Origin of the sequence: Janthinobacterium sp. P210005 (genome assembly GCF_036231865.1) — a bacterium.
GTDB classification, from domain to species: domain Bacteria; phylum Pseudomonadota; class Gammaproteobacteria; order Burkholderiales; family Burkholderiaceae_D; genus Janthinobacterium; species Janthinobacterium kumbetense.
Genome location: NZ_JAZARC010000002.1, coordinates 745,779 through 763,343, shown reverse-complemented (window position 1 = coordinate 763,343; position 17,565 = coordinate 745,779). Strand labels below are relative to the sequence as shown.

Here is a 17,565-nt window from a genome sequence, read left to right as displayed (position 1 = left end):
TTCCAAAAATGGTGATGAGAGGCAATTTTAACCCGGCCCGTGCGGCCTTGCCGGCCCCGCCTGAGGTAAGATCGCGGTCATGCCTTCGCCACATCGTTCCTTGCCGTACAACCAAGAATAACATCATGAAAAACAACACTTTCCTCGCTCCACAATTTCCTGCCACCACCGTGGGAGCGCGCTGAGATGGCCGGCTCCAGCCTGCTGGCCCTGCTCGATGACATCGCCAGCATCCTCGACGACGTTTCACTGATGACCAAGGTGGCCGCCAAGAAGACGGCCGGCGTGCTCGGTGACGACCTGGCCCTGAACGCGCAGCAAGTGGCCGGCGTGCGCGCCGAGCGCGAACTGCCCGTCGTGTGGGCCGTCGCCGTCGGTTCGCTGAAGAACAAGGCCATCCTCGTGCCCGCCGCGCTGGCCATCAGCGCGTTTGCCCCATGGGCCATCACGCCGCTGCTGATGGTGGGCGGCGCCTACCTGTGCTTCGAGGGCTTCGAAAAGATCGCGCATAAATACCTGCACCCGGACGACAGCCACAAGGCCGAGCTGGCGCAGGCGCTGCGCGACCCGCAGGTCGACCTGGTGGCGCTGGAAAAGGACAAGATCAAGGGCGCCATCCGCACCGATTTCATTTTGTCGGCGGAAATCATCGTCATCGCGCTGGGCACGGTGGCCGCGGCCACCTTCGCCGAGCAGGTGGCCGTCGTCGTCGGCATCGCCCTCATCATGACGGTGGGCGTGTACGGCCTGGTGGCCGGCATCGTCAAGCTCGACGACGCGGGCTTCTACCTGGCGGCGCGCAAGGGCGCGGGCACGCTGATGGACGGCGTGCGCGGCTTTGGCCGCATGCTCGTCTCGGCGGCGCCGAAACTGATGAAGTTTCTCTCCGTGGTGGGCACCCTGGCCATGTTCATGGTCGGCGGCGGCATTTTGACGCACGGCTGGCCGTGGGCCAGCGGCATGCTGCACCACCTCGAGGAAGCCGTCGGCGGCGTGGCCGGCATCGGCCCCGTGCTGGCGGCCGTCACGCCCAGCCTGATCAACGCGGTGGCCGGCCTCATCGCCGGCGGCCTGGTGCTGGCCGGCGTCACGGCCGTGTCGGCTTTGTTGCGCATGATCAAGCCAAGCAAATAAGCTTTCTGGTCTGATGGAGCGGCAGGCGCATCCGTGCCTGCCGCCCCGGCCATGCCGGCGGCGCCCGCTGCCCATGGAGACCCTATGCATGCTTCCCCCGCCCCACGCCCCAGCAGCGCCTTTATCGGCGCCTCCTGGGCGGCATTGCTGATCGGCATCGTCACCTATCTGTCCGGCTTGTGGAACGCCACGATGGCCCTCAACGAGAAGGGCTATTACTTCACCATCCTCATGTATGGCCTGTTCGCCGCCATCTCGCTGCAAAAATCCGTGCGCGACCGCAGCGAGGGCATCGCCGTGACGGGGATTTACTATGGCCTGTGCTGGATTTCCGTCCTGCTGGCCTTGCTGTTATTGACCGTGGGCCTGTGGAACGCCACCCTGCAAAACAGCGAAAAAGGGTTTTATGCCATGGCGTTCCTGCTCAGCCTATTTGCCGCCGTGGCCGTGCAAAAGAATGTGCGCGACGTGGCGCGCGCCTCGGCCAGCACACCCGCCGAGCTGCCGGGAACTTAAATACCAGCGGCGCGTCTATTCCTGTATCCATGTCGGGAGAGGATGATGGGCGACCAGCAGAAACGTTTGCAGATGGCGCTGGAGGCGGCGCACATGGCGATCTGGGATTCGCGCATCGTCGCTGGCCAGGTCATCGACGGCACGGTCAGCTGGTCGGCCAAGGGCGCCACCTTGCTGGGCCTGGAAGAACGCGCGCTGACGCAGCCATTCCGCAGCTTTCTCGACTGCGTGCACGCCGGCGACCGCGACAAGGTGGTCAACGTGCTGCAGGACGGCGTGCGCCGGCGCGGCGGCTATGCCTTGCAATACCGCGTCGTCTGGCCCGACGGCAGCGAACACTGGCTGGCGGCCAAGGCGCACATCTTCCTGGATGCCGGCGGCCGGCCCGACCGCACCCTGGGCATCATCTGGGACATCACCGAGCACATGGCGCGCGAACTCATGATCGCCGAGCGCAAGGAGCTGGCCGAAGTGACGCTCAGCTCCATCGGCGACGGCGTCATCACCACCGATCCGCAGGGCAAGACGCGTTACCTGAACCGGGTGGCCGAGCAATTGACGGGCTGGAGCAACGAGCTGGCGCAGGGCCTGGACATCGGCCTGACCATGCCGCTGGCCGATGAACGCACGGGCGATGCACGCGAGCACGTGGCCATGCGCTGCCTGCAACAGCGCCAGGCCATCGGCATTTCGCCCCGCTCGCAACTGGTCACGCGCGACGGGCGGCGCATCGCCGTCGAGGAATCGGCCGCGCCCATCTGGTCGCGCGACGGCCACATCCTCGGCGCCGTCGTCGTGTTCCGCGACGTCAGCCACGAGCGCAAGCTGAGCCAGGAACTGTCGTGGCAAGCCACGCACGACACCCTGACGGGCCTGATCAACCGGCGCGAATTCGAGCACCTGGTGGCCGGCGCCCTGCGCACGGCCAAGCAGGATGGCCACGCGCATGCGCTGCTGTACCTGGACCTGGACCAGTTCAAGGTCATCAACGACACTTGCGGCCACGGCGCCGGCGACGTGCTGCTGCAGCTGCTGGCCAAGATGCTGCAGGGGCGGATGCGCGACAGCGACATCCTGGCGCGCCTGGGCGGCGACGAACTGGGCGTGCTGCTGCCGCACTGTCCGCTCGAACATGCGCGCCTGATCGGCGAACAGCTGCGCCAGTCCGTGCGCGATTTCCGTTTCGCGTGGGACGAACGCAGCTTCGAGCTGGGCGTGAGCATCGGCATCGTGGAAATCAGCCAGGACAGCAAGTCCATGAGCGAGTTGCTAAGCGCGGCCGACCAGGCTTGCTACCTGGCCAAGGAGCAGGGCCGCAACCGCATCCATATCTATCAGGAATCCGACGTCATGCTGGCGCAGCGGCATGGCGAAATGCTGTGGATCTCGCGCCTGAACGAAGCGTTCGCCCACGACTATTTCCGCCTGTACGCCATGCCCATCGTGCACCTGCACGACAGCCCGGAACACCACGACGAAGTGCTGATCCGCATCCGCAACAGCAAGGGCGACCTGATCTTGCCGGGCGCTTTCATCCCGGCCGCCGAACGCTACGACATGATGCTGTCCATCGACCGCTGGGTCATCCGCGCCGTCTGCGCGCATATCCAGAGCGTGCGCGACAGCCTGCCGCCGTTGGCCGCGCTGGCGGAAAGCCGGCGCCGCGCACCGGCCCTGTATTCCGTCAACCTGTCGGGCATGTCGCTGGCCGATGCCGGCTTGCACGACTACATCACCGAGCAATTCGTGGCATTCGCGATTGCGCCCGAGCAAATCTGCTTTGAAATCACGGAAACGGCCGTCATCGCCAACCTGCCCAAGGCACAAGTGTTCATGCGCCAGCTCAAGGCCCTGGGCTGCCGCTTCTCGCTCGATGACTTCGGCAGCGGCTTTTCCTCGTTCGGCTACCTGAAAGCCCTGCCCGTCGACTATTTGAAGATCGACGGCGTCTTCGTGCGCGACATCGCCACCAATGCCATCAACCGCGCCATGGTCAAGGCCATCAATGAAGTGGGCCACGTGATGGGCCTGGAAACGGTGGCCGAATACGTGGAAGACGCGGCCACCCTGGCCGTCATCCGCGAACTGGGCATCGACTATGCGCAAGGCTACGCCGTGGGCAGCCTGCGCCCCCTGACGGCGGGTATCGATTAGCCGCTGCCGACAACCAGTGTCTTTAAAACAATGCCGCATTGCTATCGCTAAATGCGTGCAAGCACGACCAATCTTGAGGATTTTGATCTACATCAATAAATTTGCGCAGGCGACTCCTTACACTGATCTCCATTCTTGCAATCGTGCAAGTCTTACTCACCAATTGCCTATTTAACTGATCAGGAAGCCGCGACCATGCGACAAAATTTGCCAGTGACTAACCGTGAAGTCCTCGTCTTGGACGATCAGGCCATCGTGTCGAAAACGGATATGAACGGCAATATCGTGTATGTGAACCCCTACTTCAGTCAGGTCAGCGGCTTCAGCGAGGCCGAGCTGCTCGGTTCGCCCCAGAACATCGTGCGCCACCCGGACATGCCGGCCGAAGCATTCGCCGACCTGTGGACCTCGATCCAGGCCGGCACGCCGTGGACGGGCCTGGTGAAGAACCGCTGCAAGAACGGCGATTTCTACTGGGTGCGCGCGAACGTCACCCCCATCCGCGAAGCGGGCAAGACCATCGGTTACATGTCCGTGCGCGTCAAGGCGGACAAGGACCAGGTCAAGGCCGCCGAAGAAGCCTACGCGGCCATCCGCAACAAGGAAGGCGGCAACATCGTCATCAAGAACGGGCAGATCGTGCGCCCTGGCTTGGCGCACCTGCTGCACAGCCTGACGCACATGTCGCTCAACCTGCGCATCTGGGCCGCCACCTCCATCGTCAACTGCCTGCAACTGCTGGTGTGCGTCATCAGCCTGTTCGCCAGCGGCGGCCAGATCACCAATTACGCCATCTTCGGCGCCACCCTGTTCGGTTTCCTGATCAACGTTTTCCTCTGGTATACCTTGCGCATGTCCGTGCTCAAGCCGCTGGGCAAGGCCCTGAACGGCGCGCGGGCCATTGCCGCCGGCGACCTGTCGGGCAGTTTTGAAACGGAGAGCACGGATGAAGTGGGACAACTGCTGCGCGCGCTGCAACAGATGAACAGCAACCTGATCGCCACCATCCGCGACGTGCGCATCAACGTGGAAACCATGGCCGTGGCCACCAAGCAAATCGCCGTCGGCAATATGGACTTGTCGGGCCGCACGGAATCGCAGGCCGCCAGCCTGGAAGAGACGGCCTCGAGCATCGAGGAATTCTCGTCGACGGTGAAACAGAACGCGGACAACTCGGTGCAGGCGAACGAGCTGGCCGTGGCCGCCTCGAAAGTGGCCGTGCAGGGCGGCGAGATCGTTTCCGAAGTGATCACCACCATGGACGAGATCAACACCTCGTCGAAGAAAATCGTCGACATCATCGGCTTGATCGAAGGCATCGCCTTCCAGACCAACATCCTGGCCTTGAACGCGGCCGTGGAAGCGGCCCGCGCCGGCGAGCAGGGCAGGGGCTTCGCCGTGGTGGCGGGCGAAGTGCGCAACCTGGCGCAGCGCTCGTCCGTGGCAGCCAAGGATATCAAGCAACTCATTGAAATTTCCGTCGGCAAGGTGGGCGCCGGCATGCTGCAGGTCAACCGCGCCGGCGCCACCATGGAACAGGTGGTCAGCTCCGTCAAGCAGGTGACGGCCATCATGCAGGAAATTTCCATCGCCTCGCGCGAACAGAGCATCGGCGTCGACCAGGTCAACCAGGCCATCGCCCACATGGACCAGGTGACGCAGCAGAACGCGGCCCTGGTGGAAGAAGCCGCCGCGGCCGCCACGCGCCTGGCGGAAGAAGCGGCCAGCCTGTCGCAAGCCGTGAGCCTGTTCAATTTCGGCAAGATGCCGCCACCGCGCCGCGTCGCCATGCCTGGCGGCAAGTCTGGCGCCGCAAACGCCGGCAAGCCCGCCATGAAACGCCTGGCCGCCTAAACCTTTCAAGACTTTACACACATCATGCCTACACTACTCAGCAGTGCTTCCGCCGACCTGGACGCCGTCGTCGAATTCGACCCGGTCATCATCGGCAAGATGAGCCAGTCCGGCCCGCGCTACACGTCTTACCCGACCGCCGACCGTTTCAATGCGGAATTTGGCTACGGCAACTTCCTCGAAGCGCTGGCCGCCCTGCGCATGCGCGGCGGCCGCCGTCCCCTGTCGCTGTACGTGCACGTGCCGTTCTGCGACACCCTGTGCTACTACTGCGCCTGCAACAAGATCATCACGAAAGACCGCAGCAAGGCGGCCACCTATCTCAGCTATCTGAAACAGGAAATCGCCATGCAGGGCAAGCTGTTTGCCGGCATGAACCAGATCGAGCAATTACACTTCGGCGGCGGCACGCCCACGTACCTGAGTGAAAAGCAGATGGATGAACTGATGGGGCATTTGCGCCAACATTTCGAATTTGCTTCCGATGAAGACGGCGAATATTCGATCGAAATCGACCCGCGCACCGTGTCGCGCGAACGCGTGTTTTCGCTGCGCGCGCAAGGTTTCAACCGCATCAGCCTGGGCGTGCAGGATTTCGACGCCGACGTGCAAAAGGCCGTCAACCGCATCCAGCCAGAAGCGGAAACGGTGGCCATCATGCAGGCGGCGCGCGACGCGGGTTTCCGCTCGATCAGCATCGACCTGATCTACGGCTTGCCGAAACAGAACCTGGACACCATGACGGAAACCCTGCGCAAGGTGATCAACGCCAGCCCCGACCGCATCGCCCTGTACCACTATGCGCACATGCCGCACCTGTTCAAGCCGCAGCGCCGCATCCTCGACGCGGACATGCCCGACAGCGCCACCAAGCTGGCCATGCTGGGCCTGTGCATCGCGCGCCTGACGGCCGCCGGCTATGTGTACATCGGCATGGACCATTTCGCCAAGCCAACGGACGACCTGGCCGTGGCGCAGCGCCAGGGCCGCTTGCACCGCAACTTCCAGGGCTATTCGACCCGCGCGGAGGCGGACCTGATCGCCTGCGGCGTGTCGGCCATCAGCTCCGTCGGCGCCGTGTACAGCCAGAATGAAAAGACGCTCGACGCGTATTACGAAAAACTCGACGAAGGCGTGCTGCCGATCGCGCGCGGCATCAAGCTCGATACGGACGATTTGTTGCGCCGTATCATCATCCAGATGCTGATGTGCAATTTCGAATTGTCGATCGCCACCATCGAGCAGGCGCACCCCGTCAAATTCCGCAGCTACTTCGCCGCCGAGCTGGACAAGCTGCGCGAACTGGCGCGCGACGGCTTGCTCGTCATCGAGGAAGATTGGCTGACGGTGACGCCGAAAGGGCGCTTGTTGATCCGCAATATCTGCATGGTCTTCGACCGCTATCTGACCCTGGCGCGCGCCAACACGGCGCCGGACGCGGTGCAGCCGCTGCGCTACTCGAAAACGGTGTAGCGCCGCGCAATGAACGCCCTGAGCCTCGTGCCCATGTTCCTGGTCGGCCTGGCCGGCAGCGTGCACTGCATCGGCATGTGCGGCGGCATCGTCGGCGCCCTGTCGCTGGGCGGTGGCGCTGCGCCCGTGCGCCCCGTCATTGCCATCGCCGTGGCGCGCCCCGCATTGCAGACCAGCGTGCAATCGAACGTGCTGCGCGTGCTGGCCTACAACGGCGGGCGCATAGTCAGCTACATGCTGGCCGGCGCCCTGGCCGGCAGCCTGGCGGGCGCCGGCATGCTGCACCTGGCGTCCCTGCAAGTGGCCGGCTACTGGCTGGCCAACCTGATGCTCGTCGCCCTGGGCCTGTACCTGATGGATGCCTGGCGCGGCCTGGCGCACCTGGAAGCGGCCGGCAACGTGATCTGGCGCCGCGTGCGCCCCCTGTTGAAGCCGCTGATGCCGATGGATACGCCGTTCAAGGCGCTGGCCGTGGGCGGCCTGTGGGGCTGGGTGCCGTGCGGCATGGTCTACAGCGCCCTGCTGACAGCCATGATGCAAGGCTCGGCCCTGAACGGCGCGGCCGCCATGGCCGCCTTCGGCCTGGGCACCCTGCCCACCCTGCTGGGCATGGGCTTGCTGGGCACGCGCCTGCGCGCGCAGATGCAGCGCCGTCCCGTGCGCATCGCCAGCGGCTTGCTGGTGCTGGGCTTTGGCGTGCTGGGCCTGCTGCGCGCCGCCAATGGCGTGTCGCTGGGCTGGCTCGACGCCCTGTGCGTCACGGGCCATCCATGAAAAGACGCATGAAAACAAACCCATGAATGCTGTGTTAAAACCGTCCGCCTGCTTCCATTGCGGCTTGCCCGTCCCCGTCGGCTCCAGCTGGCTCGTCACCATCGACGACGTGCCGCGCGCCATGTGCTGCCCCGGCTGCGAAGCGGTGGCGCAAACCATCGTCGACATCGGCCAGAGCGCGTATTACCGCGACCGCGACGAATATGCCGTCAACGCGTTTGATGCCACCCTGGTGCCGCCCGAGCTGCGCCTGTACAGCAATGACGACGCGCAATTCGCGCGCGACGCCAGCAGTTGCGAAGCGACCCTGTCCGTCGAAGGCATCCGCTGCGCCGCCTGCGTCTGGCTGATCGAGCGTCAATTGACGCGCTTGCCCGGCGTGCAGGCGGCCAGCCTGAACGTCGCCACGGAGCGCCTGTACGTGCGCTGGAGCCGCGCCGAATGCGAACCGGGCGACATCCTGCAAGCCGTGCGCCAGGTCGGCTACACGGCCTATCCCTACGATGCCGTGCGCCATGGCGAGCGCCTGCAAAAGGCCAGCAAGACCCTGGGCCGCCAGCTGTTCGTCGCCGGCCTGTCGATGATGCAGGTGATGATGTACGTGGCGCCCGCCTATCTGGCCGAGGATGGCACCCTGGATGACAATATGGCCAGCCTGATGCGCTGGGCCAGTTTGCTGCTGACCTTACCGGCCATCTGCTATTCGGCCATGCCCTTCTTCCAGGGCGCCTGGGCCAGCCTGCGCGCGCGCACCCTGGGCATGGACGTGCCCGTAGCGCTGGGCATCCTGGCGGCCTTCTTCGGCAGCGTGGTGGCGACCTTCACGGGCCGCGGCGAGGTGTATTACGACTCGGCCACGATGTTCATCTTCCTGCTGCTGTGCAGCCGCTATTTCGAGCTGCAGGCGCGCCGCAAGGCCGCCTCGGCGCTGGAGCGCCTACAGCACGCCTTGCCCGCGTCCGCGTCGCTGATGGCAGGCTTCCCCGACGACCGCGCCACCACCCTGATGCCGGCCGGCAGCCTGGCCGTCGGCGACGTGATTCTGGTCAAACCGGGCGAAGCGATCGCCGCCGACAGCGTCATCATCGAAGGCACGAGCGCGCTCGATTTATCCCTGCTGACTGGCGAAAGCGCGGCGCAACGGAGAAAAACGGGAGAGCGGGTGCCGGGCGGGGCGATCAACGCCAGCGCGGCGCTCATCTTGCGCGTGCTCAAACCGGCGCGCGAAAGCACCCTGTCCGATTTATTGAAACTGATCGAGCGGGCCGGCAGCGGCAAGCCGCAGATCGCCCAATGGGCCGACAAGGTCGCCGCCTGGTTCGTGCTGGGCTTGCTGCTGTTTGCCATCGCCGTGTTCGCCTTCTGGAGCTGGCATGACCCGTCGCAAGCGTGGCCCGTGGCCATCGCCGTGCTGGTCGTGTCCTGTCCCTGCGCGCTGTCTCTCGCCACGCCGACGGCGCTGGCGGCCGCCACCGACAGCCTGCTGCGGCGCGGCGTGCTGATCGTCCAGCCGCATGTGCTGGAAACCTTGCACCGCGCCACCCACATCGTCTTCGACAAGACGGGCACCCTGACCCTGGGCCGGCCCGTGCTGCGGCAAACCGAGGGGCTCGGCAGCATGGGCGAGGACGCTTGCCTGCAGGTGGCCGCCGCGCTGGAAGCGGGCAGCGCCCATCCGCTGGCGCAGGCCATCCTGGCGGCGGCAGAAGAGTTGCCAAAACAGCCGCTGCGCGCACATGCGGAACAATTGCAAGAAGTACAAGGTCAGGGTCTGGAGGGTATCGTCGACGGCGTGCGCTACCGCCTGGGCAATGCGGCCTTTGTCGCCGCCCTCGCCGGGCCGCCGCTGGGCGACACGGCCGTCGGCATGCAGGGCATGACGCCGCTGTACCTGGGCACGCAGGGGCGCTGGCTGACGCGTTTCCTGCTCAGCGACGCGTTGCGCCCGGAAGCGGCTGACGTCGTCGCGTATTTCCACCGGCGCGGCAAGCAAGTCGTGCTGCTCAGCGGCGACCAGGAAGCGCTGACGCAAAGCGTGGCGACGGAACTGGGCATCAACACGGCGTGCGGCGAATGCCTGCCCGATGAGAAGCTCGATTTCGTCCAGCAATTGCAGGCCACGGGCGCCGTGGTGGCGATGGTCGGCGACGGCATCAACGACGCCGCCGTGCTGAGCGGCGCCGACGTGTCCTTCGCCATGGGTTCCGGCGCCGCGCTGGCGCAGGCGCATGCGGACACGGTGCTGCTGTCGAGCCAGTTGGTTTCCGTGCTCGACACGGCAAAAACGGCGGCGCGCAGCATGCGCATCATCCGCGAAAACCTGGGCTGGGCAACCCTGTACAATCTGACGGCCATCCCGGCCGCCGCGCTGGGTTTCCTCAACCCCTGGCTGTCCGGCGTCGGCATGGCTGCCAGCTCGGCCGTCGTCATCGCCAACGCCCTGCGCCTGCGGAAAGTCTAATGGAAGCTCTCTACCTCCTCATCCCCTTAAGCGTCGTGGTCGTCTTCATCGCCCTGTGGGTGTATTTCACGGCCTCGGACAGCGGCCAGTTCGACGACCTCGTCGGACCTGGCCTGCGCGTGCTGCAGGACGACGATACGCCGGCGGAAGCGGCCACCCCGCCGGCTCCTCAGCGCGAATAGCCTTGCGAGCCCGGCCGCGCATCGAAGCGCTGGCCCCACCATGGCAAGAACACGGTATTGCCGCCGCGCGCGCGGAACCACGGCTGTTCGTGGTCGACGGGCCGCACGACGGCCGGCGGCGCCACCACCAGCGCGGTCAATGTCTGCGCGTCGCTGGTGCCCGCCACCAGGACGGGCCGGCCTACGTGGTTCGCGTGGGCGATGGCCAGCGCCACGTTCGTCAGCGCCGTGCCGGCGCCCGTTTCACCCAGGAGCGCCGGCATGTTGAAGGTTTGACGATTGAAATCGAAGTCGGGCAATTGCTGCGTCAGGCTTTGCGCCAGCGGGCCAATCCGCTCTGACGAAACAGGATAGGTGCTGCCCGCATCGTGGATGACGTAGCCGATGGCGTCATCGGTCAATTGCGCATTGCGCGCGGCGGCGTCGATGGCGCCGCTCCACGCCTGCACGGCGCGCGGCGAAGCGTCCTTGCCGGCGGTGAAATCGGCGGCGCTGCGCGTGGCGGGAAAGCCCAGCCACGCCAACGGCGCGCGGTCCGTCTTATAGCTCGGGCCGGCCAGCACCAGCAAGACCATGTTTTCATTGATCTGCTCATCCTTGGGCGGATAGCTGGGCGCGTCCCAGTTCATCACCCACACCGTCTTGTCGGGGTTCGCCTGCAGATACGCCAGCCCCGCCACCAGGGAAGCAAACCCCGCATTGGCGCCGCCCATGGTGACGCGCACGTCGGGCGGCGTGGCCGTGGTCCAGGAATCGGGGAAGGAAGGGTTGCCGATGCTGAAGGCATCGGTAATCGTTTCAACGATATATTTTCCCGCCTCGTCTGGATCAAGCCGCCCGGCCGGCAAGGCATATTCGACGTGGATGCCCGCCAGTTCGCGGCGCGTGGATTTGTCGGTCAGCGAGTGGGCGTTGTAAAAATATTCCTGATTAGAAAAGTAAATATCATGAAACAACATAATCATTTTGTATGCATATTTTTCGTGAAAGCCTACGAATGATTCTTTTCCATTATTACCATAAGCAATCATGCCGATCGATTGCACCTTGCCAAAACGCACAGGGTTCTCTTTCACTTTGCTATCGTCCTTGTTCGGCTTGGCCAGCCCCAGCGTCCACAGCAATTGCCATTCCGTCGGGTAATCGCGCCGCTGCAGGGGATTGAGCCACTGCACGCCCACGACTTGCGCCATGTACGGCTGCGCGGGCACAGCAGGGACGACGGCGGCAGCCGGTGCCGCGACGGGCGCCTTGGTGGCGCAGGCGGAGGTCAGAAAAAGGACGGCAAGCGCCAGCACTGCCGGCATCAACAATAGTCGTTTCATCAGCAATCCTTCTTCAAGAGGTACATCGATTGGCCAGGTCTGCAATATCGACCAGAGTGCAATACCAGACGCCAGACCAAATACGACCATGCTCCAGCCCAGCCTGCGCGGTAAGGTAGCAATCAAGTTGCGCATCAGGAGGTCTCCGGGCGCTTGTACATGCGTTCATCCACAATTTCGGCTGGCATGCGCCCTGTGCTGCCATCACATCGAACCCATTCCAGCAAAGACAGTTTCATAAACTTTCCAGTAGAAAAATATTCAAGAAATATCTTGCTAAATCCGTCCTTATCCATATCCGCCGATAAGCGCCAATCAGCAGCAATCCTGAGCTCTCGCATCGCCTCCTCGCTGATATGGCACACCCCAATCGCCACGTCATACGCCAGCGCCATTTCCGCGTGCCGGGGATTGCTCAGGATGGTGGAGTGGTCGGTCGCATGCGTATCGCAGGTGGCTACCAGCTGTGCGGCGATTTCCTGCTTGCGCCAATGCAAATACTCCGGCGTGGCGGTCGACAGGTCGTCTTCCATCATCGCCTTGCCGTCATTGCCGTCGAGCTTTTCGCGGCGGGCCTTCATGCGCAGGCGGGCATGGTCTTCATAGCGCAAACCCGCCTCGGTATCGCGGTTGCCCTGCGGCGTGCCGCCCACGCTGTCATCGACATACGGGTCGCCTTCCTGGCGCGCCTTGCCGGCATGGCGGTGCGTGCCGGGCGGATCGATATCCTGGTCGAATTGTGGGCTGGGTACGCCAAAGCGCATGGCCTGCGGTGTAAAACTTTCCGGCAAGGCAGGCGCCGTCACGGGGATGCGCCAGTCGTCGGGCGGCACGGCATTGATGGGGGTCTTCAGCATCATCATGAGGGCCGACGTGGCCGCGGCCGTGCGCACGGTCGTCGCCTTGCCTGCCGCGCTGGTGCTGGCGCGCACGCCTTTATTCGGATCGTATCTGGAGATCGGCGAAGGGGGATGCCAGAATTCGGCGCTGCCCCGCGCGGGCTGGCGATAGTGGTTGCTCCAATAGTCATAATCGCCGTGCCGGCCAACGGGGAAGCCCTGCGCAAACACCCGCTGGCTGAAAACGCCGTCGCCGCGCGTGGCCTTGATCTCCTCGGCGCTCAGACCTAGCCAGCCGATGCCCTGGATGGGCGTGGCGGAAATTACCTGATCGTGCGGGTTGCAATACAGGGTGACGCGGCCGCGCGTGGTGGGCTGCGGGCCGCAGGCATAGGCGGCCCGGTCCTTCTCCAGGGTGAAATCATGGCGCACATTGGCGGCCATCTGCGCCAGCGCGGCGGACAATGGCGGCTCCTTGGCCTGGCCGCGCACGATGTCGAAGAACGCTGCCAGGGTCTGGCGGCGCGCCTTGCCGCTCTGCCGGCCGACATTGCCATCGACATCCCTGACCTGCCCCTGCAGCCAGCCTTCCGTATCGTTTCTGCGCAACAGGCTGTAGGGCGGATTGCACAAAACATAAGTATCGGCCACGCAGCGCCCGCTTTTTCCCGCCGCATCCTGCACCTTGGCCATCTTATTGCCCAGAAACGCGGCCGCCATTCCCACCATATTGCCCTGGCTGTGGCAGACCAGCGTGATGGGCGCGTCGGCCTGCTGCCGGCGGATGGCCGCCACCAGGTGCGCCAGGCGCAGCGCGGCCAGCACGAAGTAGGGGCGCGGCGGGCAGGCATACACGATGCGGTCGTTGACGGGGTTCAAGTGCTCGATATGTACCCACAGGAAGAGGGCGTCCGACAGGCCCTCGCCCCACAGGTCCGGCAGCGAGGAGCAGCCATTGGCGAACGGGCCGCCGCCCCAGTAAGCGTGTTCGTTCAGGTAGACGGAATCGCCATATTTCTGCAATTCGGTGTCGCTGGCCTTGTAGCCCCAGCGGAACTGGATCACGGGAGAGAAATGCGCTTGCGGCGCGACGAAGGTGCTGGCCGTGTAGTCGGGATCGACATAGCCGTCATCGCTCAGTTCGCTACGGTAGCGCACCGGCGTCAGTTGCCCGCCCTGCGCCGTAGCATGCGCCATGTGCTCGTCGCAGCGCTTCATGCGCGTGTTCAGGCCCTTGCACAGGCCGTCTTCAGCCGCGCCGTACCACTCGCCATCGGAATTGACGCCATGCACGAAGACGACGATGCCCGGCGACGGCGCCTGCAGCAGGCAGGCGAGCTTGCTGTGATCGAACAGGGTCGTGCCCTCGGCCTTGCCCACGACCAGGTCCACCTGGGCATCAAACGGATCGCGGCATTTCGGCTCTTCCATGGCGGGCTTTGGACGTGTCTGGACAAGCCACTCTAAGCCATAGCCTCCACGCACGTTTTACGCCATGTCAAGCCAGCTGTTGCAGGGATCTTGCATGGCTTTTTTGATCGAAATATCACTTTATTTCGATGCCACTTCGCTACGCTTATTTCATCCGGGGAATTTTGATCCACATCAAAGTTTTTTCCCGGTCAAACACTTACTCTCTGGCCACCATCATAAATAGTAATTCCAGGGAGAGTCTTTGTGGATCAATCGCTGAACTATAACTACAAGATCGTGAAGCAATTCGCGGTCGCTACTGTGGTATGGGGCATCATCGGCATGCTGGTTGGCGTTATCATCGCCGCTCAGCTGGCCTGGCCTGCCCTGAACCTCGACATACCATGGCTGACATACGGACGCTTGCGTCCGCTGCACACGAATGCGGTGATTTTCGCCTTCGGCATCTGCGGCCTGTTCGCTACTTCGTACTACGTTGTCCAACGCACCTGCCAGGTGCGCCTGTTTTCCGACAAACTGGCCGCCTTCACGTTCTGGGGCTGGCAAGCGGTGATCCTGTGCGCCGTCGTCACCCTGCCCTTGGGCATGACACGCGGCAAGGAATACGCGGAACTGGAATGGCCTATCGCCATCCTCATCGCCGTCGTCTGGATCGCCTACGCCATCGTTTTCTTCGGCACCTTGATCAAGCGCAAGGTCAAGCACATCTACGTGGCCAACTGGTTCTTCGGCGCCTACATCCTGGCCGTGACGATTTTGCACGTGGTCAATGGCGCCGTCATGCCAGCCTCGTTCACCAAGTCGTATTCCGCATATGCGGGCGTGCAGGACGCCATGATCCAGTGGTGGTACGGCCATAACGCGGTGGGTTTCATCCTGACCGCCGGCTACCTGGGCATGGTCTACTACTTCATCCCGAAACAGGCCGAGCGCCCCGTGTACTCGTACCGTTTGTCGATCGTCCACTTCTGGGCGCTGATCTTCACCTACATGTGGGCGGGTCCGCATCACCTGCACTACACGGCATTGCCTGACTGGACGCAATCGATCGGCATGGTCTTCTCGCTGGTCCTCCTGGCACCAAGCTGGGGCGGCATGATCAACGGCATCATGACCCTGTCGGGCGCCTGGCACAAGCTGCGCACCGACCCGATCCTGAAATTCATGATCGTTTCGCTGTCGTTCTACGGCATCGCCACCTTCGAAGGTCCGATGATGTCGATCAAGACCATCAACTCGCTGTCGCACTACACCGACTGGACCGTTGCCCACGTGCATGCGGGCGCCTTGGGCTGGGTGGGCTTCATCACCATGGGTTCGATCTACTACCTGCTGCCGCGCCTGGCGGGCCGCACGCAGATGCACAGCACGCGCCTGGTCGACGTGCACTTCTGGGTGGCCACCATCGGCATCGTGCTGTACATCGCGGCAATGTGGATCGCCGGCGTGATGCAGGGCCTGATGTGGCGCGCGGTCAATCCGGACGGCACCCTGACCTACACCTTTGTCGAGAGCGTGAAAGCGACGTATCCGTACTACGTGGTGCGCGTGGCCGGTGGCCTGCTGTACCTGTCGGGTATGTGCATCATGGGCTACAACACCTGGATGACTCTGCGCGGCAGCAAACTCCCCGTCGCCCGCATTCCGGAACTGAACGCGGCGCACGCCTGATAGGAGCGAAAGCAAATGAAATTTTCACATGCATGGATTGAAAGAAACCCCTGGCTGCTGATCGCCCTGGTCACGGTGGTGATCAGCATCGGCGGCGCCGTCGAGATCGTTCCCCTGTTCTTCCAGAAGAGCACGACGGAACCCGTCGCCGGCCTGAAACCGTACTCGCCGCTGCGCCTGGCAGGCCGCGACATTTACGTGCGCGAAGGCTGCTACAACTGCCACTCGCAGATGGTGCGTCCGCTGCGCGCGGAAACGGAACGCTATGGCCACTATTCGGTCGCCGGCGAATTCGTCTACGACCGTCCGTTCCAGTGGGGTTCCAAGCGCACGGGGCCCGACCTGGCCCGCGTGGGCGCGCGCTACAGCGACGAATGGCACCGCACGCACTTGAACAACCCGCGCGACGTGGTGCCCGAGTCGAACATGCCGTCCTACCCCTGGCTGGCGAAGACCAAGCTGGTGCCTGACGACATCATGCCGAAGATGCGCGCCCTGAAACGCCTGGGCCAGCCGTACAGCGATGAAGAGATCGCCGCCGGCCCCGCGCAGCTGCAGGACAAGACGGAAGAAGACGCCCTGGTCGCCTATCTGCAAGGCCTCGGTACATTAATCAAAACAAGGAATTAGCATGGCAATCGAAAACCTGTTTGACAGCGCCAGCAGCGTCATGACGGTGGTTTCCTTTACGACGTTCGTGGGCATCCTGTGGTGGACGTTCAGCCGCAGCAACAGCGACTTCGACGCGGCAGCCCGCCTGCCGTTCGCCGACGACGCGCTCGACTATCCGGCCGAAGCCGAAATGACCCTGGCGAAGGAACATAACCATGGCTGACTTTACCAATGGCTTCTGGAATATCTACGTCATCGTGCTGTCCCTGCTGGGCATCATCGGCTGCGGCGTGCTGCTGTACTCGCAGTCGAAAATCAAAGTGGTCGAGGGCGCCCCTGCTGACGGCACCACGGGCCACGTCTGGGACGAGGACTTGAAGGAACTCAATACGCCGATGCCGCGCTGGTGGATGTGGTTGTTCTACATCACCATCGTCTTCTCGCTGGCGTACCTGTTCCTGTATCCGGGCCTGGGCAACTATGCCGGCAGCCTGGGCTGGAAATCGACGGGCCAGTACGAGGAAGAGCTGAAGAAGGCGGAAGCCGACTACGGTCCCCTGTTCAACAAGTACCTGAGCCAGGACTTGAAGACGGTGGCCGCCGATCCGCAGGCGCAAGCCATCGGCCAGCGCCTGTTCCTGACCTACTGCGCGCAATGCCACGGTTCGGATGCGCGCGGCAACAAGGGCTTCCCCAACCTGACGGACAAGGACTGGCTGTATGGCGGCGAACCCGACATCATCAAGACCACCATCATGCACGGCCGCAATGGGCAAATGCCACCGATGGGCGCCGCCCTGGGCTCCGAAAAGGATGTCGAGAACGTGGCCCATTATGTGCTGAGCCTGTCCGGCTCCACCTCGGATCCCGTCAAGTCGGTGCTGGGCAAGGCCAAGTTCGGCGCCTGCATGGCCTGTCATGGCGCCGATGCCAAGGGTAACCAGATGCTCGGCGCGCCGAACCTGACGGACAAGACCTGGCTGTACGGCGGCAGCGCCGACACCATCATGGAAACCGTACGCAAGGGACGCAGCAACACCATGCCGGCCTTCAGCGATTTCCTCGGCGAATCCAAGGTACACGTGCTGTCGGCGTATGTCTGGAGCCTGTCGAATCCGCAGGCACCCGCAAAGTAA

14 protein-coding genes are annotated in these 17,565 nt (G+C 63.6%); 12 read left to right on the top strand and 2 right to left on the bottom strand.

The genetic code is table 11. The annotated features are described in order from the left end of the window. Positions 1-186 precede the first annotated feature (186 nt). The 8 genes from VPH40_RS13405 to ccoS all read left to right on the top strand — a co-directional run bounded on the left by VPH40_RS13405 (position 187) and on the right by ccoS (position 10,548). A complete protein-coding gene (locus tag VPH40_RS13405) occupies positions 187-1,134 on the top strand; it encodes a DUF808 domain-containing protein (protein ID WP_328573652.1) in 948 nt (315 codons plus the stop codon). An 84-nt stretch (positions 1,135-1,218) separates the two neighbouring features. Then, positions 1,219-1,650, top strand: coding sequence for an inner membrane protein YiaA (gene yiaA, locus VPH40_RS13400; RefSeq protein ID WP_328573651.1), 432 nt, complete (start codon positions 1,219-1,221; stop codon positions 1,648-1,650). A 45-nt stretch (positions 1,651-1,695) separates the two neighbouring features. Continuing rightward, a complete protein-coding gene (locus VPH40_RS13395; RefSeq protein ID WP_305063013.1) occupies positions 1,696-3,804 on the top strand; it encodes an EAL domain-containing protein in 2,109 nt (702 codons plus the stop codon). Between the two features lie 195 nt (positions 3,805-3,999). Then, a complete protein-coding gene (locus VPH40_RS13390) occupies positions 4,000-5,658 on the top strand; it encodes a methyl-accepting chemotaxis protein (protein WP_289899735.1) in 1,659 nt (552 codons plus the stop codon). Between the two features lie 24 nt (positions 5,659-5,682). Further along, positions 5,683-7,131 carry an oxygen-independent coproporphyrinogen III oxidase gene (gene hemN, locus VPH40_RS13385; RefSeq protein WP_328573650.1) on the top strand — a complete coding sequence of 483 codons (1,449 nt, stop codon included), beginning with the start codon at positions 5,683-5,685 and terminating at the stop codon, positions 7,129-7,131. A 9-nt stretch (positions 7,132-7,140) separates the two neighbouring features. Further along, a complete protein-coding gene (locus VPH40_RS13380; RefSeq protein WP_328573649.1) occupies positions 7,141-7,905 on the top strand; it encodes a sulfite exporter TauE/SafE family protein in 765 nt (254 codons plus the stop codon). Between the two features lie 22 nt (positions 7,906-7,927). Next, positions 7,928-10,366 (top strand): heavy metal translocating P-type ATPase, encoded by a 2,439-nt coding sequence (locus VPH40_RS13375; protein ID WP_328573648.1) that lies wholly within the window; start codon positions 7,928-7,930, stop codon positions 10,364-10,366. After that, positions 10,366-10,548: a cbb3-type cytochrome oxidase assembly protein CcoS gene (gene ccoS / locus VPH40_RS13370; protein ID WP_099666004.1), complete on the top strand. Its 183-nt coding sequence runs from the start codon at positions 10,366-10,368 to the stop codon at positions 10,546-10,548. Before VPH40_RS13375 ends, ccoS begins: the two co-directional genes overlap by 1 nt. Here ccoS and VPH40_RS13365 read toward each other — a convergent pair. Together VPH40_RS13365 and VPH40_RS13360 are read right to left on the bottom strand one after the other, a co-directional pair. Then, positions 10,536-11,873 (bottom strand): hypothetical protein, encoded by a 1,338-nt coding sequence (locus VPH40_RS13365; RefSeq protein WP_442906642.1) that lies wholly within the window; start codon positions 11,871-11,873, stop codon positions 10,536-10,538. The two genes, ccoS and VPH40_RS13365, sit on opposite strands and share 13 nt — an antisense overlap. A gap of 134 nt (positions 11,874-12,007) precedes the next feature. After that, a complete protein-coding gene (locus VPH40_RS13360) occupies positions 12,008-14,143 on the bottom strand; it encodes a T6SS effector phospholipase Tle3 domain-containing protein (protein ID WP_328573646.1) in 2,136 nt (711 codons plus the stop codon). Between the two features lie 246 nt (positions 14,144-14,389). Here VPH40_RS13360 and ccoN point away from each other — a divergent pair, with 246 nt between their 5' ends. The 4 genes from ccoN to ccoP are packed head-to-tail and all read left to right on the top strand — an operon-like array spanning position 14,390 to position 17,565. Continuing rightward, a complete protein-coding gene (ccoN, locus tag VPH40_RS13355) occupies positions 14,390-15,817 on the top strand; it encodes a cytochrome-c oxidase, cbb3-type subunit I (protein ID WP_034782722.1) in 1,428 nt (475 codons plus the stop codon). Positions 15,818-15,832: 15 nt separating this feature from the next. After that, on the top strand, positions 15,833-16,447 hold the full coding sequence (ccoO, locus tag VPH40_RS13350; RefSeq protein ID WP_070278467.1) for a cytochrome-c oxidase, cbb3-type subunit II: 615 nt from the start codon (positions 15,833-15,835) through the stop codon (positions 16,445-16,447). Position 16,448: 1 nt separating this feature from the next. Further along, complete coding sequence (locus tag VPH40_RS13345; RefSeq protein ID WP_034782719.1) at positions 16,449-16,652, top strand: cbb3-type cytochrome oxidase subunit 3; 204 nt, start codon at positions 16,449-16,451, stop codon at positions 16,650-16,652. Next, positions 16,645-17,565 (top strand): cytochrome-c oxidase, cbb3-type subunit III, encoded by a 921-nt coding sequence (gene ccoP, locus VPH40_RS13340; RefSeq protein WP_289918806.1) that lies wholly within the window; start codon positions 16,645-16,647, stop codon positions 17,563-17,565. The genes VPH40_RS13345 and ccoP overlap by 8 nt, the downstream gene beginning before the upstream one ends.

Bases quoted from the DNA above. Each gene is read 5' to 3' on its own strand.
- VPH40_RS13405 (WP_328573652.1), top strand. From the start codon at position 187: ATGGCCGGCTCCAGCCTGCTGGCCCTGCTCGATGACATCGCCAGCATC.
- yiaA (WP_328573651.1), top strand. From the start codon at position 1,219: ATGCATGCTTCCCCCGCCCCACGCCCCAGCAGCGCCTTTATCGGCGCC.
- VPH40_RS13395 (WP_305063013.1), top strand. From the start codon at position 1,696: ATGGGCGACCAGCAGAAACGTTTGCAGATGGCGCTGGAGGCGGCGCAC.
- VPH40_RS13390 (WP_289899735.1), top strand. From the start codon at position 4,000: ATGCGACAAAATTTGCCAGTGACTAACCGTGAAGTCCTCGTCTTGGAC.
- hemN (WP_328573650.1), top strand. From the start codon at position 5,683: ATGCCTACACTACTCAGCAGTGCTTCCGCCGACCTGGACGCCGTCGTC.
- VPH40_RS13380 (WP_328573649.1), top strand. From the start codon at position 7,141: ATGAACGCCCTGAGCCTCGTGCCCATGTTCCTGGTCGGCCTGGCCGGC.
- VPH40_RS13375 (WP_328573648.1), top strand. From the start codon at position 7,928: ATGAATGCTGTGTTAAAACCGTCCGCCTGCTTCCATTGCGGCTTGCCC.
- ccoS (WP_099666004.1), top strand. From the start codon at position 10,366: ATGGAAGCTCTCTACCTCCTCATCCCCTTAAGCGTCGTGGTCGTCTTC.
- VPH40_RS13365 (WP_442906642.1), bottom strand. From the start codon at position 11,873: ATGAAACGACTATTGTTGATGCCGGCAGTGCTGGCGCTTGCCGTCCTT.
- VPH40_RS13360 (WP_328573646.1), bottom strand. From the start codon at position 14,143: ATGGAAGAGCCGAAATGCCGCGATCCGTTTGATGCCCAGGTGGACCTG.
- ccoO (WP_070278467.1), top strand. From the start codon at position 15,833: ATGAAATTTTCACATGCATGGATTGAAAGAAACCCCTGGCTGCTGATC.
- VPH40_RS13345 (WP_034782719.1), top strand. From the start codon at position 16,449: ATGGCAATCGAAAACCTGTTTGACAGCGCCAGCAGCGTCATGACGGTG.
- ccoP (WP_289918806.1), top strand. From the start codon at position 16,645: ATGGCTGACTTTACCAATGGCTTCTGGAATATCTACGTCATCGTGCTG.